Origin of the sequence: Rhodopirellula maiorica SM1, assembly GCF_000346295.1 — a bacterium.
GTDB classification, from domain to species: Bacteria; Planctomycetota; Planctomycetia; order Pirellulales; family Pirellulaceae; genus Novipirellula; species Novipirellula maiorica.
The window spans coordinates 1-16,774 of record NZ_ANOG01000103.1 but is presented as its reverse complement, the minus strand read 5'-3'; the positions used below and the strand labels follow the sequence as shown (position 1 = coordinate 16,774).

The window sequence follows — 16,774 nt, the reverse complement described above, 5'->3', positions numbered from 1 at the left end:
AACCTGCTTAGAAGTCCTCGTCGATAACCTCTTTGGCAGCTCGTGTACCCAGTGAACCCCACAACCCATACGGGCTCTGTGATCCAGGTGGCGTAGCGGATCCCATGTTTGAAACCCTGGGTGCTTGCTGATTCCCGGCCTCGATCGAGTCGGTAATGAACTTGACTGCTCCGTCACCCATCAGCACATGAACACCACCTTGATGGCGACTACTCGGCGGCGCGATGGCTGCAGCTCTCGCATTGCTGCTGCCGATGCAAATCCGTTCGTTTGGAGGCCAGATCGTTGTCATTCCAGAGAACGCAGGAGCCGCCCAAGCCCATTTATACCCACGACGGCGTTCAGCGCTTCCCACTGTTTTCTGACCGGTGGCCCAGAATTGTGGACGTTCAGGATCCGTGTTGATGCATAGATTGACATTCGGGTCACGATCGGTCAGCCGTCGACCATCGATATTGGTCGCTTCGTAACCAAACTGGGTTCGCTTGTCGCGGTCACCTAAATCGGTCGCGATCTCGCCAGCCGCGATCGTGTTTGACAATCCATCTAAGACGTCACGGAACTTAGTCGCTTTCCGCATGACGAACATTCCACGCTGGGCAGCTCGCACCGCCTGCGCCGCACGAGGATTGCCGTTTGCAGACCTTGCGCCTTCGTGTGATTGATGCGGACTGTCGCCGTAACAGTAGGCGTAATTGGTTCTTCCCTGCGATGGCAGACCGGTGCCAGGATCACTTGGGCAACGCAACATCGAAATATTGGTCATCCAAGGGTCGTAGCGAAATGCGTTGTGATGAGCCAACGTCATCTCTGGATTGGGCCCCATCGGATTCCAGCGGTCGTTCGAGGTGCTGGCGTTGCCATCCTCATCGAGCGGATTGGAAATCTGCTCCCACAATGCCTGCTGTTCGAAGAAGGGCGTCATGCCCACCAGCCAATTCAAATAAGTGTTCGTTGTATTGGTGAGCGGCACGATGGAGCTGTTGCTCGTTAACTTGGAAGTACCATCACCCGTGGTTGGCAATTGCTTGTAAGCAGAATGGTAGTTGTGCATCGCCAAGCCAAGTTGCTTGAAATTATTGCTGCAACTCATTCGACGAGCGGCTTCGCGAGCGGCTTGAACGGCGGGCAACAACAATCCGACGAGCACGCCAATGATGGCGATCACAACGAGCAGCTCGACGAGCGTGAACCCGCGTGCCCTGTCACGGGAACGATTCAGAAAAGACATGTTTGAACTCCGATGATGAGATGGATAGAAAAGAGCTTCCAAACGAGGGGGGGACCGCCCGTTCTAGCTCCTTAAGCGATAGCAACGGGGCGGATCTTTACACACCAAAGAAAGTTTTTCGAAAGTTTTCTGTAGGATGGGTGCGAGGCCCCCGTCAGCCGAGTTGATTCCGTCGGTCCAGGAGACGCCCAATGTCGCTATTTACCGGGCGTTTTTCTGAATTGACACTGCTTGAAGAAGTCTCACGCCGTCACGACGCCCCTCCCCGAATCGCACACATTTTCTCCGCAAAAATCGACGACCCTGGCGAATTGGATGGCGATATTGGGAGGGGTGGGATCCGGTTGGTCGCAAGAAGCGGAATTCTTACTGCCTTTCATCCCCAGATTGGCAAAGCTAAAAAAAATCTGTGAACCGGCGTGCGGGCTGGCCATTCGCTGATTGGGCAAGTTCTCGATGATCGAGAAATCTGCGTTCTGATCCGCAAACGGTTCTAAGGTAGCGAAACTCGCCAAAAGTTTCGGTCTGCGCTGTGGATCGCCGAAAGTCTCGACGACTTTCGCTACCGCCGTTGCCCTCGCAAATAATTTGGACGGTCCACTTAATGCGTCCTAAACGCGTCCGACATTAACACGGCGACTAGGAACGATAGAGCCGGCCGAATCGTGTGGCTTCGCTTGCATTGATAATGCCATGAACAATCGTCCAGTCAGCGACTCCCGATTTTCTGTCGTTGGCCATCGACTGAAACGCTTCGATGTACGCCTCGGCCAATGGTTCGTCCTTCAACACCGCTGAGCCGTCGACGTTGGAAGTGCCAAAAGCATCGATCTGCTTGATTTCGTGAGACTACCTCTGTCCTCTTTTGCGTTTCTCGCCACCTGTCGATGTAGCCTCCGTCGGCCGATACGTTCTCAGCAGAGCTTCCATCTGTTGAACGACCTCGGGGTTTTGATGGTAGAGGTTGGTCGTTTGGCTGAGGTCGGCTTCGAGGTCGTAGAGCTGAGCGCGGGGCGCGGCCTTTTTAATTTTACCGTTCTCGATATCGCTATTCTCGCTTCCGACAAAGGACACCGCGGCCGGCCCGCCAGCACCATGTGCGGGAGGCTTGCCGGTAAAGCCGCCACTTCCCTGTGCAGGGATGTACATCCATTTGCCTTTGCGAACGGCAACATGGCTGGGTTTGCGAGGGATCAGCACAAGACTTTCCCTAAGCGGCATCGCGTTGTCGCTGACAAGAGCTGGCAAGACATTGACACTGTCTGCTAACTGCTTCTTGTCGACCTCTTGCCCCGTCAGCGCGGCAAAGGTGGCCAAACCGTGCCAGCTTTGATTTTTCCCGGCCACTTGGCGACAAACGGCACACGCTGTCCGCCTTCCCAAACGCCGAATTTGAAGCCCAGCAGATCGCCGTTCTGACGGTGCCCCGCTTGGAAGGCGTCTTGCCCGCCACGATTGAACATGCCGCCGTTGTCGCTGGTCACAATGATCAGCGTGTTGTCGGCCAGACCATTGTTCGCGAGGCAGTTCACAATCTCGCCAACCATCCAGTCAAATTCGTGGATGTAATCGCCGTAGAGCCCCGCCTGACTGGTTCCCTTGAACTGCGGTGCCGGAGTGAACGGGTGGTGAATGTTGGTCGTCGGAAAATAGAGGAAAAACGGCTGCCCTTTGTTTTCCTCAATCCACGTAACCGCTTTTTCGGTCAGCAACGTGCCGGTTTTCTCGTCGTCATAGATGGCGTGCGCCTGCTTGGCACCTCCCACTGCGTTGGGCGTTTTTCTGCCAGCCTCCGGCGGATAGGTCGTCGTTTTTGAGTACGGCTTTTTGAAGACAATTGGATCGTTTGGATCATAACCAACAACACGGTCGTTCTCGACATACACATAAGGAAAACCACTGTTCACCTTGGGGACGCCAAAGTAGTAATCGAAACCGAGTTCCAGCGGCCCCGGTCGCAAAGGTTTGTTCCAGTCTGTCTTTCCCTTTCCAAAACCCAGGTGCCATTTGCCGATCGCTGCGGTGGCATAGCCCTTGTTCTTGAACAATTGCCCGAGCGTCAGTTTGTTGGTGTCGATCAGCAGGGATTGAAAGTGGCTACATGGCCCCCAAACACCTTCGCCTCCGTTTGCCCGAAACGGATATTGGCCTGTCAGCAGTCCGTAGCGTGACGGGGTACAGACAGCCGAGGCGGAGTGGGCATCGGTGAATCGACGGCCATCCGCCGCGATCTTGTCGATGTTCGGCGTTTGAACCTTCGTCGCACCATAACAACCAAGGTCCCCGTAACCGAGATCGTCCGCAAAGATCAAAACGACATTGGGCGGTTGCTCCGCCGTGGACGATGACAGCAACACACACGACTGAAGTAATAACAGCAGAATGAGTTTTCGCAGTTTCATTTCTTCTTGTTCCAGATTCCGGAAATGAGACACCGGCTACATTGCTGCTTCCATCTTGGCTTTTTCGATCGACGTGTCCATGTCTTTGAACAATTGCTCGGCACTCTCTTCGAAAATTCGGCCGATCAATAAATCAGTCACGCGGCCGCGGTGCTCGGGATACTCTTTCATGAACCGGCCGATGCTGAATTCTTTAGTATAAAACGCGGCAACCAATTTGCGCAGCCAATGGACGCCCTCGAGAAACGATTCGGTCCAACCGCCGAGTTGGGCTGCGCTGAGGTCGTTTTTCTTGAATCCTTCGACCACCGCATCGCCTGCTCGCACGCCCATCTCCAGTGCAAAGTAGACACCCGATGAGTAGACCGGATCGATAAACCCAAGTGCATCGCCGACCAACACCCAGCCGTCCCCGGCGTGTTGTTTGGTCATGTACGAAAACTCTTTCGCCGCGCGAATGTCGCCTAGCCGGGTTGCGTTTTCCAAGCGGGGTTTCAGTCCGGGGCAACGCTCGAGTTCTTCGAAATAGACCTCTTCGGGTTTACCGCGTCCTTTGATCATATAGTCGGTATCGCCGACGCAGCCAATGCTGGTGATTCCACGTGACAATGGAATAAACCAGAACCATGATTCTTTGGATTCGGTGTTCAGTATGATCGTCGCCCCGCCATTGTCACCCTCATCACGCACTGCATCGCGATAGTAGGACCAAAAGGCAACTTTGCGAAGATCGGGATTGACGACTTTCAATTTTAATTTGTTTGCGATAAAGGACTGTTGTCCGGTGCCGTCGATCACGACGGGACAATCAATATCGCGTTCATTGCCATCCCGGTCACGCACGCGTACTCCGACAATCTTTTGCGACTCGTCAAAGCGGACATCGATCAAGCGAGTCTGGTCGTAACAGTCCGCTCCGAGTTCTTCGGCGCGATCAAATAACATCTTGTCAAATTCGCTGCGTTCGACTTGCCACGTATCGCTGCAATCTCGCATGTCGTGTTGGCGAAAAAAGAAAGGGGCCGATTCGTTGCCATGATGGCTCACAAATTGCACGCTCTTTTTGACTTGAAATTGGGCCTCTTTCATCCGCTCGAGCAAACCGAGACGTTCAAGCGGCCAATACGATTCTGGCATCAGCGATTCGCCGACGTGGAAACGGGGAAACGCTTCGCGTTCGATCAGCAGCGTGGAAAGCCCGGACTGGGCCACAATCGCGGCGGCCGTACACCCCCCAGGTCCACCACCGATCACGACGCAATCGTAACTTGACTTCATCATCTTTCTTTATCTCGTGTTTCCAAAAACAAAAAACTGGGTGATTTTGCTGTCGAGCATTAAAAATGCGGGCTTGGTCGGGCGGTCCGCCACCGGGCACGGCACAGCTTTCCTTGCCGTCGTATTCTAACCATCGCGACAAGCTTCTTTGCTTAGACGTAAGTAGTGTGGCTGCAAAATTCGTAATTCGGTGGTTATAACAACGGTTCAGTAAGTTCTATCGCCTACCACGTCACGCAGGTGATCACCGTTTCCCAGCAGGAGTCCTTTCCATGGCTGAAATCGATTACCGGCGACGTCGTTATTTGCGGCGATTGGCGATCGGTGTCGGTTTACTGCTGATGCTGGCGATTCCGGCTATCTTGCATTCGCACGCCGCGATCGAGAGTATCTTGAATCGCCCCCCAGACTGGGTGCCTGATTCGCTGCCAGAAAAAGCCGAGTTTAACGAGTTTACTCGTCGCTTTTCCGCTGCGGACGTGGTTCTGATCGGCTGGGATGGATCGGATCTCGGAGCCGAGTCGTTGCAGGACGCGGTGGCGCTGTTGGATCCGTTGTGCCAACAGCCGAATGATCTGTTGGACGAGGATCGCGAGCCGCTGCCGGAATGGGCGCTCGCAAAGATTGCCGAAGTGCAAGCGATATGCGGCGACGCGCACCCCCTGAAATGGTGCCGCAGCGGATCGAACATGCTCGACAAAATGATGGCATCGCCGGCAAATTTGCCGCGCCGCGCTGCCGTCGCTCGTTTGCATGGATCGATGGTCGGTGACGATGGCGAACAGACGAGCATGATCGTATCGATGGATGAATCCGCCTTGGTCGCACGACGTCATGTGTTGCCGGTGATTCGCGAAATGGTGGCTCGCCGGGTCGACGTTCCGGTCGATGAGATTGCCATGGTGGGCGGTCCGTTTGACGGAGCGACGGTGGATGAGGCGAGTGTCCGCTCGGTTCGCTATTTTGCGCCTCCGTCGGCGGTGTTCGCGGCGATTTTGTGTTTCATCGCCTTGCGGTCGATCCCACTGACCGCGGTGATCACGTTGGTGGCCGTGATTGGCGAAGGGATGGTGTTGGCGGCGGTCTACTATTTGGGCACGCCACTAAACGCCGTGCTGATCGTGTTGCCGCCCTTGGTGTTCGTGTTGACTGTTTCGGCCGGAATCCATCTCAGCAATTATTATTTGGATGCGTCGCACGAGCATCCGGAATTGAATCGCACCGGAGCAGCACGACGCGCGATGCGGGCCGGGATGTCGCCCTGTTTGTTGGCGACGGGAACGACGGTGGTTGGGTTGGGCTCACTGGTCTTAGTGCGCATTGAACCGATTCGTGTCTTTGGCGCGATTGCGTCGATGGGCGTCTTGGGCACGTTGCTGATGTTGTTGTTGGTGCTGCCCGGCGCAATGGTGCTGACCGATCCTCGCATGCCATTGCCCGAAGCCGAGCCCAAAGATACTTGGCTCACCCGGATTCGCGGTCGTGTGCGGCGAAGGATTCGCAAACGGTTGGCGCGACCCTGGCCGGTGATCATTAGTTTTGTGTTGCTGACGATCGTGTTGGGTTTTGGTCTGCGAAATCTCGAGACGTCGGTCAATGTGCCGCGAATGTTTTTGCCTAGCAGCGACATTCGAATTCAATATGAATGGTTCGAAGAGAATATCGGTCCGACGGTGACGGGCGAACTGTTGGTTTCGTTTCCGCCAATGACCGACGACGATGATCCGCTGGAGCGATTGGATCTGGTCAAACAGGTACACAAGACAGCGCTACAGCAAGAATCGGTCGATGGCGTGTTGTCACCGTTATCGTTCATTCCACCGGTGAAGAGTGGGGCCAGCTTATCGGCGACCGCCAGCCGCAGTGTGGTGCGTTCGTTGATTCGTGACCCCGAATCGTCGATTGGCAAATTGGGATTTATCTCGCGTGACGAGAAAGCCGAGGTTTGGCGGGTCAGCATCCGTTTGCCTCAGAATGAAAATGTTGATCATGGAACGATGATCACCCATATTCGCCAAGCGGTTGATGCGACGATTGCCGAAAATGAATTGGATGCCGACGTCACCTTAACAGGGCATGTCGCGATCGTTCAGAAAGCACAAGAAGTGCTGCTTCGCGACTTGTTCCGTAGCTTCTTGGCTGCATTTGGTGTCGTTGCGATCGTAATGATGTTCTTATTGCGAAGCTTGCTGGGCGGTTTGATCGCGATGCTGCCGAATCTGTTTCCCACCATTGCCCTGTTCGGGTGCATGGGGTTGATCCGGACGCCTTTGGATATCGGGTCGGTGATGACAGCAAGCGTGGCATTGGGGATTGCAGTGGACGATACGATCCACCTAGTTAGCCGCTACGGTTCACGTCGCGCCCGCGGATTGGGCCAGATTCGTGCGGTCTATGGAGCGTTGTCACAGTGCGGTTGGGCGATGTTACAAACGACGCTTGTTTGTGGATTGTCGCTGATGGCGTATTGGTTCAGCGATTTTGTGCCGACTAGCCAATTTGCTGTCTTGATGATGGGATTGTTGCTGGCGGCACTGGTGGGCGACTTGCTGTTATTGCCCTCGCTGATGTCCAGCGTCTTGGGACGCTGGTTGGCGCGGACGGTTGGAGTTGACCCGAAAGCGGCCATTGGATCGGATGCACCACGCCGCCGCAAACCATTCGATGTGCGGCGTTTGCCACGGCGTCGCCGCGCCCGACAAACGCGGTCGACGTAAAACAGTCGACGTAAAACAGCGGTGTATGCGGCCGTTCTTCGTTTACTGCCGATCCCTCTCTATCGCGCGATCGCCGCAGTCGAGGCGAATGTTTTTACCGGTGGCATCACGACGCCATATTTGGCTGCCTGGACTTTCATCGCGCGTTCAAAGAAGGGGAACGGAAAATCAGGACGACGACGCAGCGCGTAGCGTTCAACCGCCACCACCAATCGCAGGTCGAGTTTTCCTTCCTTGACCTTCAGCACTACAAAACGCAAATAGGCGCGTTGCTCTTCGCTTGTCGCTCGCAGCCGGTTGGTCAACTGTTCTTCTAGCGTCGCGCTGCGGTCGGTCGTGGCGGAGAGCATTCGAGGCACCGTGACCTGGGCCGTTGCCGATTCGGTGACGAGGGTTTGAATTCCGAAGAACAAGCCACTGATGAGTGCAAGCTTGGTCCATGATGGTCGTTGCATGAGGATCGATTCCTTTGCGTCCAGTCGAGTGAGGGCATCAGCCCATTGCCGCGAAGCCGTGCCGCACGGAGAGGGTTTGTGCATTCGTACACACTCGGGACTACCAAAGTTGCTCGCGTGTTGGCAAGTCGAGAAAATTGGTTCGGCGATAGGCTATCCGCACCGACGATCCGACTTTCAAATCGCTAGCAATAAACTGGGAAGTTTGCGAAACCTTTGTCATGGTGGTTTCATTCGCTTTGCTCGGGTCACAGCGATTATGTGTATGGCTCAACCGGCAAAGGCCGAATGACAGTAGTGATATGACGTCGTGCTCGAGAAATTCGATTGAAAGATCGGGTTTGGCTGGGGCGACCCCTACATAAAACACCACAGCACTCTCGCTACAAGCATGTGGCGTATTCGCGGAAGGATTCGGCGATGAATCGTTGGTTATTGATTGGTTCTCTTGCAGGTTTATTGCTAAGCACGACCGGGTGCTTGCATCACAATGTCCGTGGCGGCAGCCAAGGCTGTGGCAATCCAAACTGCAAATCGGGCCATTGCAGCTCGACGGGCGGTAATGGCTTGTTAGGCCGAATTGGCGCAAAACACAGCGGTTGCCAATCGTGTGGCGGCAACTGTGGCGGCCGCACGGGCTGCGTCGCCGGGCCTCTTGGCTGGCAACAAGGCGGATTGGATTACAGCTCGCATCTGCAACCCGGTCTGTTCGGCCATGGTGCAGGGGCGCAAATCCAAGCCCAACCGGTCAACCCAGGACCTCCGACGGGCCAAGTCGGCTATCCCTACTACAGTCATCACGGACCTCGTGATTTCTTTTTGGACAACCCACCGACGATCGGTCGCTAAGACCGGCTGGGAGACGCGAAACGCTTCGGCCCCATTGAGAGTGATGGGGGATATTTTCCTTGTCATTTAGCGGTCGAAGTATCGCAGCCAAACGGTCTGTAGAGGGCTCGAGGGGATTCGCCCCAAGTTCCTCTACTTTGGCAAACATTGGGGGATGCTCAAGTAGTGGGATTCGCCAGAATTCCCATCGTTGCTGTTGCAGCACCAGGAACTCTGGCGAGTCCCACTACTTTAGTAGCGGCACGGCGCGAGCCGTCCGGTTGAGGCGAGTAAAAACGTTCGGTTTAGACCGGGCGAGGCCCCGCGCCGCACCGCTACAAACGCCGCCCGTTTAGTGCGAAAGTAGATGGCATTGGGCGGACGCAAGCGGGATTGCCACAATTCGCGTGGCAGACGCTCGCTGAGAATATGGTTACGATTGTAATTGAGTCTCGTAGCCATCCCTGAGATTAGCTTTGGGGGGCGATTTTGGTTTGGTCATCTGAATTGAGGAAAGTACCGTGTCGTCTGACTTTCGCTTGAAAGAGCAGCTGCCTGAATTGACTGAGCAGATTGTTGCGACCTATACACCTGATGATGCGATCAACCATCTCGGTCATTGCCCGCTGCCCAGCTATACCGCAGTGGTCGAGATTCTGCTGGATTTGAAGGATGTGCTGTATCCAGGCTACCGCCGCAAAACCGGGTTGCATGCAGGCAATGTTCGCTACCACGTCGGCAGCTTGATCGATTCGCTGCATGACCAATTGACCACCCAGATCGCACGGGCGCTACGGCACGAGCACCGTGTGCAAAAAAATCACATGGATTGCGAAAGCGACATCGACTTCGAGGCCAAAGGGCAAGCGATGGCGATCGAGCTACTCAAGCGAATCCCCGAACTGCGGCGCATCCTGGCGACCGATGTTCAAGCGGCTTACGATGGCGACCCGGCCTGTCAAACCAGCGACGAGGTGGTTTTTTGCTATCCCGGATTCGAAGCGATCACGGTCTACCGAATCGCTCATCAATTGGTCAAGCTGCATGTTCCTTTCATCCCTCGGATGATGACCGAATGGGCGCACAAGCAAACGGGAATCGATATTCACCCCGGTGCAACCATCGGCGATCATTTCTTTATCGATCACGGTACCGGGGTTGTCATCGGAGAAACATGTGTCATCGGTCGTGGTGTGAAGTTGTATCAAGGGGTCACTCTTGGTGCACTCAGTTTCAAGACCGATGATGATGGTCATTTGATTCGCGGCACCAAACGTCACCCTACGATCGAAGATGGTGTGGTCGTGTACGCCAACGCAACGATCTTGGGCGGCAAGACCACGATCGGCAGAGACAGCGTGATCGGTTCGAGCGTGTGGATCACCAAGAGCGTGGGACCGCGAACGACCGTGTTGCTTGAAAAACCACAGTTGCGAGTCCGCAGCGGGCAAAACGATGAACTCGCTGACGAGCTGAATTTCCAGATTTAAAATCGGCGGACAAACCGCGGCGACGCAACTACTGGATCCATTGGATTTTCAGACCCGGCTGCGGTTGATCTGGATCGTCCATTCGCTGGTGATACATCCACAGCCGGGCGTCATCGGCGAAGGCAATGTTGGTGATGGGGCCAAGGTTGTTTGCGGGGACCAAGGTGCCAATGAACCGCAAATCTCGCGAGTTCCAAATGGCGATCGATCCATCATGGCCGCCGGTCAACAAGCTTTCGCAATCGGGCGTGATCGTGATCGCCGTCATTTCCGGCCACCGTCGCTGGTCGTTGTCACCGGATTCCCAGCGATTGCCGGTTTCCAAGATATGGCCTTGCCAATCATGCAGCCGAATTCGGCCATCAAACGCCGCCGAGAAAATTCTCTTCGTGGCATGATCGGTGCATACCGCTCGGAAGTGGTTCACCCCGCGTGAGACCACGTTTCCGTCACCTTCATCGAATCGGAATTCTCCGATGTATTCGCCAAGCAACAAACAATGATTCGTCCGGTGCAGCAGACTAGCGCGATGATCCACCGGCAATCGTAATTGGCCGACTGTCACCAGTTCGTTATCGGCGTCGTCGGGCTCGCTTGATACGGGCGGCAATTCGCACAATTTGATCACGTAGCCACGGTCAGAAGAAACGAGCATTTGGTTGCCGTCAAAGCCAAAGTCGACCTGGACACGTCTTTGGTCATCCGTCTCGCATTCCGGACACAGGACCGAGTACGAGACCGTCGGTTTCAAGAGATTGACCAGCTGAGCGTTGCCGTTGTCGTATCCTACACTAAGCCAATGATCGTTCGGTGAGACTTTGATTTGCATTGGTAACTCTCCGAGGCGGGGAGTTTGCACCCGATTGATTTGCAAGGTTTTTGTATCAATCCAGAGGACCTCGGAATTGGCGCACGCCAGCAGTGCGGTTTTTCCATCGTGCGTCAGTGCTGCATCGGTAGAATATTGAGCCGTGACAATCGAAGGGGCCACGATCTCGCGAAACAGGCTAATTGCAACGGACCCATCCTCACCGCCGCTAAGAATGCGTCCGCGATCATCGATCGAGATCTCGGTCACGGTGCCGTTGTGTAGAACCTTGAAACCGGTGGGATCCAGCACGCTTGGATGGTCGGCGGTTTCGTCAGCCGCATTTCCGATGATCGTACTCAAGTCCCACGTAATGATCGTTCCGTTGTGAAAACCAGCGACGACTTGATCCCCCTGGTCCGAGATTGCCACGCAATTGGGGTTACCGATCGCTTGTTCGAGTCGGATTTTTCGATTTGGCGATTCCAAATCAAAGAAATGCAAATCGTCAACATCCGAAAAGGTGCAGACGAGATAGCGTCCATCTTTGGACAAAGCCATTCGATAAACCAGATTTCCCAAACCGAATTCATCGGTGATCGATGGGGCGTCGACGTGAACCAGCCGCGGCGTATTTTGCTGTTTCAACATCAGCAATTGTTTGCCGTCTTGCGTAAAGGTGATGTCGTGGTTTCGCCGAGGTGCCTCAATCGAGACAACGGGGACGTTCGTCGATGCCATTTCATTCGGATGTACCGAGAAAATCTGAATCGGTTCGTAGCGGCAACCGACCGCGATGCGAGAGTTATCGGGGCTGAATGCAAGCGATTGGATGGTGGTGGGAAAATGGGTTAACGGTTCAGGAGGCAATGAACCGTCCAATCGAATGAACTCAACCTCGTTGCGTGTTTCTAACCACTCGCCGTCTTCGGCAATTTGTTTGCCGACGGCCATCAGGGTTTCGTCGGCTGTGACCGCCACCGAATAGACCCGCGTGTCATCGGGAAGCACGAATTCTTGCGACAGCTCTGCATTGTCGAGGCGATGAATCCGAATGACTCCGTCTTCGCTGACGACAAGGCCGCGATCACTTTGCTTTAAAATCAGTACGTCGCGAATCTGAGTGGTATGCGGAGCCAAAGATAACCAACCATTGCTCGCCTGGGATTTCAACAGTCGTAAGTCATCGCCGATGGGAATCACCCCGGCCGCAAATCGCTCGATCGACTCGGCAATCTGAATCGCCTTGGCCGGACTCTTGCTCGCCAACGACGAATAGGCGTATCGCAAGTCGGAATGGTAGGCAGTTTGAATCGCAATCCGTTCTTGCTCTTTTGCACGATCTCGTTGCAGACGCGTTTGATATTCCTGGCGGATCGCGTGTTCTTTTCGGATTTGGATGTCCGCTAACGCGTATTGCAACGACTTTTGTTTGTCGGCAAGACGACGATTGCTGTTAGCAAGCACCATGGCACCGCCGGCAATCAACAGAAACACGGTGACCAACAGCCCCGTTTCCAGAGGTGACCTGCGCGCGGCGTGGATGGTTCGTTCGGCAAGCGAACGAGGGCGAGCGTGGACCATCAATCCTTGTTGCCATCGGTTCAGGTCCGCTGTCAATTCACTCGCAGTGGCGTACCGCTGTGCAGGATCTTTGGCGAGGCATTTTAGGCAGATCGCTTCAAGGTCCCTGGGGATGCCTCGAGAGATGAGATGCGGGGCAATGGGCTTTTCAAAGCAGATCGATTCAAATACTTCTTCGGCATTTCTGCCGCGGTGGGGCAACGACCCCGTCAACATTTGATAGGTCAGGACGCCAAGCGAAAAAATATCGCACGATTCACCATGCGTCTGTTCGCTGTAAAGCACTTGCTCGGGAGCCATGTAGTGAAGCGTTCCGACCATGCGTTCATCCGAGTCGTCTTGCGTTTCGGAAAAAAGATCGCGGGCGAGTCCAAAGTCGGTTAACCGCGGCGACAATCGTGTTGGCTGACCGCTTGTCGAGTCAGGTTGCAACAGAATGTTTTGCGGTTTGATGTCACGATGGACGAGTCCACGTCCGTGGACATGCACAATCGCATCCGCTAAACGCAAGATCGTATCACCCACCAACGACGGATCGACCGGCTCGGAGTGTTCTTTCAACCATCGGGCAAGCGTCGGTCCCTCGCAGAACTCGGACACCAGATAAACCGATTGCGAGTCTTGAAACGCTTCGTACAGCGGGACCAAATAGGGGTGGTTCAATCGAGCGGCCGCACGTGCTTCGAATAACCGAGGGTCTTCGTCATCCGTTGCCGCATCGCGGTTTCGGCGAAATGATTTTAACGCGACCTCGCGTTGCAACATCTCGTCATGAGCGCGATAGACGGTTGAAAACCCGCCGACGCCTAAAACACCACGGATCGTAAAACGTCCGATCTGCAGCGGCGTTTGGAAGTCATCGTCCGGTTCAGCGGAGCCGAGCGATTGGGTTGCCACCGAATCGCCAACATTTCGGAATCGCTCGCGTACCGCGTTGAGCCGTGATTCATCTAACAACAGACGCCCCGTGAACGATGCATCCTTGTGTTGATGCAACTGCTGGTAAAACGAATCGGTCTGTGGCGTGCAAACGTTGACCGGATCATTCACCGATGGCTCAGACTCACTTCGCATGCACCGACCTATTTCCTGATGTCATCGCAACTTGCGTCCTCGGGGCAACCCTTGGCGGGCGCCAAGTAGTTGAACTGATTGCATGGGAAACGCAGCGTCTCGACACGAAAAGCAAACGTACCAAATCGAGTCGCAAGTCGAGGGCTCGGCCGTCAATCCTTAATTGCGAGTCAAATCCCAGCCATCGAGCCACATGGTTTTTGTCCGCTTCATTTGGAAATCCTTTTCCATTCGCTCGGCCATGTCGGGAAGGTGGCCGGCACCATAGAACACGGCAATCTTCTTTTTGCCCGCGTCGAGTTCTTCGCGGAGCACTTCAAAGGCTTTGGCATTACGGCCTTTGATCAAAGTGTTTTCGCCGTTGGCGTCATCCAATCCGGCCGTAACCGAATCGATGTCGACCATTTGCCGCGACATCATTTGTTTCAGATGTTTGGCGCGGTCGTCGCTGAATAGTGCCATCAACATACCGGCTTCGCCACCGGAGGCGGCTTGCGACGCCAAGCCGGCGCCCATCATGCGAGCCCCCATCTTCCAAATGCTGTCGCCACGTCGGTTCAAATCTTCGACAAACTCTTCGGGGCTCATGTCCGCGTGCCGAAAGTTCTTGGAATAATAGTCGATCTTTTCGAGCTGGTATTCCAAACCCAACATCTCTTTCATCCCCGATTGCATCGACGACAAAATGGATCGACGATTCTTCAGATCCTCGGGGCGAAACCGGGTGCCATCGGGAGCCACCAATTCGTACAGCACGGTGTCGTATTTCGCGAGCCGCTCGCTTAACTCGGCGTAATATTCATTTTGCCCAATGTGGACGACGCCAACCAAATCGACCACATGGCCGGCAAACGGGGTGTCGGGTTCGCCCACATAGCGGACGATCGCGGTTTGCAGGGCGCGGGGTTTGCCGTCGTCCGTCTCGTCGACGCGGATGTATGCCGCGTCCGTTTTGGCGGCATCCGCTTTCGTTTCTTGCTCGGCGGGCGGTTCAGCGACCACCTGAGCGTACAGCGTCGCCGCCCCCGCCAGCACACAGGCAAACAGGATGACGCCAAGTGTGATCGCGTGACGAACGAGTTTCGATTGGTGGATCCGATTCATTCTCATTAGGCCCTTCGTAACAGCCGTGTTGCCGCGTGATGCGGGGGTGGAGCGTTGGTTCTTCTACAATCAAGGATAGTGGCTTTTGTGAAAACCGACAAACCACGCTCGCGGGGCCATGGGGCAAATCGATGTAATCTCGCGTTTTATCCGGAATAGGACAGTTTTCTGCTTACAACCGGCGGACGACGACATCGTCGAACTCATTAAGGTCGTCAAAGGAACCGATTCCGATTTGTCCTTTTTTGAAGGTTTTGTCGGTGACCGACATGTGGGGATTGCTCATGTCATCAAAGTAAACGTCGATCTTTCCGGATTCAATATCACGCACGACACGGACGGTGTGCCACTGGTCATCCCATGGTGTCAATTTCTCGTTTTTCGTTAGCGCCAACCGGGGTGCTTCCTTGACGATCATAATTTGGCCGCTGTGCGGATCTGGTTTGGCACCCAAGTGCACGTAGTAGAAGTGCTGGTCGTCCTGGTAATTGAAAAAGACGCAGCAATCACGATGGTTGCCGGTGTCTTTGGTGCTGCGGACGCGAAAGGTAATTTCGCAGCTTTCCAGTTCCAAGTCACGGATCAGCGCTACATGGCCGGGACTGCGAACGGGTGGCTTGTATTCGCTTCCCCGTTCGGTAATCTCGATCGTCGAATTGCCGTCGTGAGTCGAAAGTTTCCAAGTCGCTGGATCAAGCATTTGCCAGCGGTCGTGACCCTTTTCGAAATCGTCGCGGAAAACGACTGATTTTGGATCGCCGGCGACTGCACTGGCAACCAACAAGCACAGAAAGACAGAACTGAAAACGATGCGAAGCATGATGGGAACTCTCGAGGGTGGGAGTGTTGGGGGAAGCTGAGCAAGCACACGTGTGCATCGCATTGCAGCTTGGAATGAGGGGGGACACGTCGTAGTGGAAGTCATGCGAGATGTTTGACGTCTTTGGTCGTCGCACCAAACTGTTGCGAACGTCCCGCTACCCTAAAACCAAGCTGTCACATACCACTTGTGCAGTGCCAGGTGGGCTCATTGTAACCTGTCCGCCGCGGGCAATGGGCGTTCACTCTTTGACAATCTTGCCAAACAAATGGCCACCGACTTTGTCGTGTTGCCATGTTCCCGAGTAGCGTCCGTCATGAATCAAAACGCGAGCACTAAAGGTTCCCATGCCAGGAAGACTCAGTGAATTCAGCGTGATCACCGGAGTGTTGCCCGCGAATAGGATGGGCAGATCCATCGGGATCTCACTGTCGACATCGCCATATTTAATCCGGGCGGTCAGTCGGTAGAGATCCTTTTCGGCTAACTTTTCGCACTTGCTGATCGTGTACTCTTCGGTTTTCGGTGCCGCGTCCTGTTTGCCATCGACGGTAAATTTGCCGACAAATTTTGCGCCGCTTAGGTAGTTCGATATCCGTTGGGCACGGTCATCGGCTGGGGATGCTTGATCCTCGCCAGTCGCCGGCTCGCCAATCGCCGGCTCATCTGCGCCCACCGATGTGATTGTCAGGGCGGTCATGATTAATGCAAAGCCGACAGTCGCAATCATTCGTGACATGGTTTCATTCGCAATCAGAGGGAGGAAGCAGGGGATGTTTACTATCCTATGCCTTTCGCAATCGCGAGACCACACTTCGCAGCCATGCCATCGCTGCTTTTCCTATTCGCGGTTGCAGAATTTCTGGATGTCCGCCGATGTGGATCGTTTCTTCGTGTGTTTTCCCGTCCGCAGCGATAATCAACAGGCGGACGTCCGATGCAGGAACATGTCCCACCAGGTCGCCGGGAATCGCTGGATATCC

The 16,774-nt window shown here is 54.7% G+C and carries 11 protein-coding genes and 2 pseudogenes; 3 read left to right on the top strand and 10 right to left on the bottom strand.

From position 1 onward, the window contains the following. Window positions 1-7: 7 nt before the first annotated feature. From RMSM_RS03000 to RMSM_RS02985, 4 genes and pseudogenes are all read right to left on the bottom strand, one after another. On the bottom strand, window positions 8-1,231 hold the full coding sequence (locus RMSM_RS03000) for a DUF1559 domain-containing protein (protein WP_008691367.1): 1,224 nt from the start codon (window positions 1,229-1,231) through the stop codon (window positions 8-10). A gap of 639 nt (window positions 1,232-1,870) precedes the next feature. Continuing rightward, window positions 1,871-2,023, bottom strand: a complete 153-nt coding sequence (locus RMSM_RS40605; RefSeq protein ID WP_008691365.1) for a hypothetical protein — start codon at window positions 2,021-2,023, stop codon at window positions 1,871-1,873. Window positions 2,024-2,080: 57 nt separating this feature from the next. Then, window positions 2,081-3,633 (bottom strand): annotated as a pseudogene (locus RMSM_RS02990) (sulfatase family protein). 36 nt (window positions 3,634-3,669) lie between these two features. Beyond that, entirely contained in the window at window positions 3,670-4,911 is a 1,242-nt protein-coding gene (locus RMSM_RS02985) for an NAD(P)/FAD-dependent oxidoreductase (protein ID WP_040763831.1), read from the bottom strand. Window positions 4,912-5,183: 272 nt separating this feature from the next. Here RMSM_RS02985 and RMSM_RS02980 point away from each other — a divergent pair, with 272 nt between their 5' ends. Next, entirely contained in the window at window positions 5,184-7,628 is a 2,445-nt protein-coding gene (locus RMSM_RS02980; RefSeq protein WP_008691360.1) for an efflux RND transporter permease subunit, read from the top strand. A gap of 59 nt (window positions 7,629-7,687) precedes the next feature. Here the strand turns inward: RMSM_RS02980 and RMSM_RS02975 are convergent, their stop codons facing one another. Continuing rightward, window positions 7,688-8,083, bottom strand: coding sequence for a secreted protein (locus RMSM_RS02975; protein WP_008691358.1), 396 nt, complete (start codon window positions 8,081-8,083; stop codon window positions 7,688-7,690). Window positions 8,084-8,503: 420 nt separating this feature from the next. On the opposite strand from RMSM_RS02975, the gene RMSM_RS02965 reads away from it, so the two are divergent. Both RMSM_RS02965 and epsC read left to right on the top strand, forming a co-directional pair. After that, window positions 8,504-8,932, top strand: a complete 429-nt coding sequence (locus tag RMSM_RS02965) for a hypothetical protein (protein WP_040763824.1) — start codon at window positions 8,504-8,506, stop codon at window positions 8,930-8,932. Between the two features lie 500 nt (window positions 8,933-9,432). Then, entirely contained in the window at window positions 9,433-10,401 is a 969-nt protein-coding gene (gene epsC, locus RMSM_RS02960) for a serine O-acetyltransferase EpsC (protein ID WP_008691353.1), read from the top strand. 28 nt (window positions 10,402-10,429) lie between these two features. Here epsC and RMSM_RS02955 read toward each other — a convergent pair whose 3' ends face one another. The 5 genes and pseudogenes from RMSM_RS02955 to RMSM_RS40600 all read right to left on the bottom strand — a co-directional run. After that, window positions 10,430-13,867 carry a serine/threonine-protein kinase gene (locus RMSM_RS02955; RefSeq protein WP_040763822.1) on the bottom strand — a complete coding sequence of 1,146 codons (3,438 nt, stop codon included), beginning with the start codon at window positions 13,865-13,867 and terminating at the stop codon, window positions 10,430-10,432. A gap of 159 nt (window positions 13,868-14,026) precedes the next feature. Continuing rightward, complete coding sequence (locus tag RMSM_RS02950) at window positions 14,027-14,971, bottom strand: putative secreted protein (protein WP_008691349.1); 945 nt, start codon at window positions 14,969-14,971, stop codon at window positions 14,027-14,029. Window positions 14,972-15,143: 172 nt separating this feature from the next. Continuing rightward, complete coding sequence (locus RMSM_RS02945; RefSeq protein ID WP_008691348.1) at window positions 15,144-15,791, bottom strand: hypothetical protein; 648 nt, start codon at window positions 15,789-15,791, stop codon at window positions 15,144-15,146. 241 nt (window positions 15,792-16,032) lie between these two features. Beyond that, complete coding sequence (locus tag RMSM_RS02940; RefSeq protein WP_008691347.1) at window positions 16,033-16,530, bottom strand: hypothetical protein; 498 nt, start codon at window positions 16,528-16,530, stop codon at window positions 16,033-16,035. A 46-nt stretch (window positions 16,531-16,576) separates the two neighbouring features. After that, window positions 16,577-16,774: pseudogene (locus RMSM_RS40600) on the bottom strand (hypothetical protein); the annotation flags it as partial.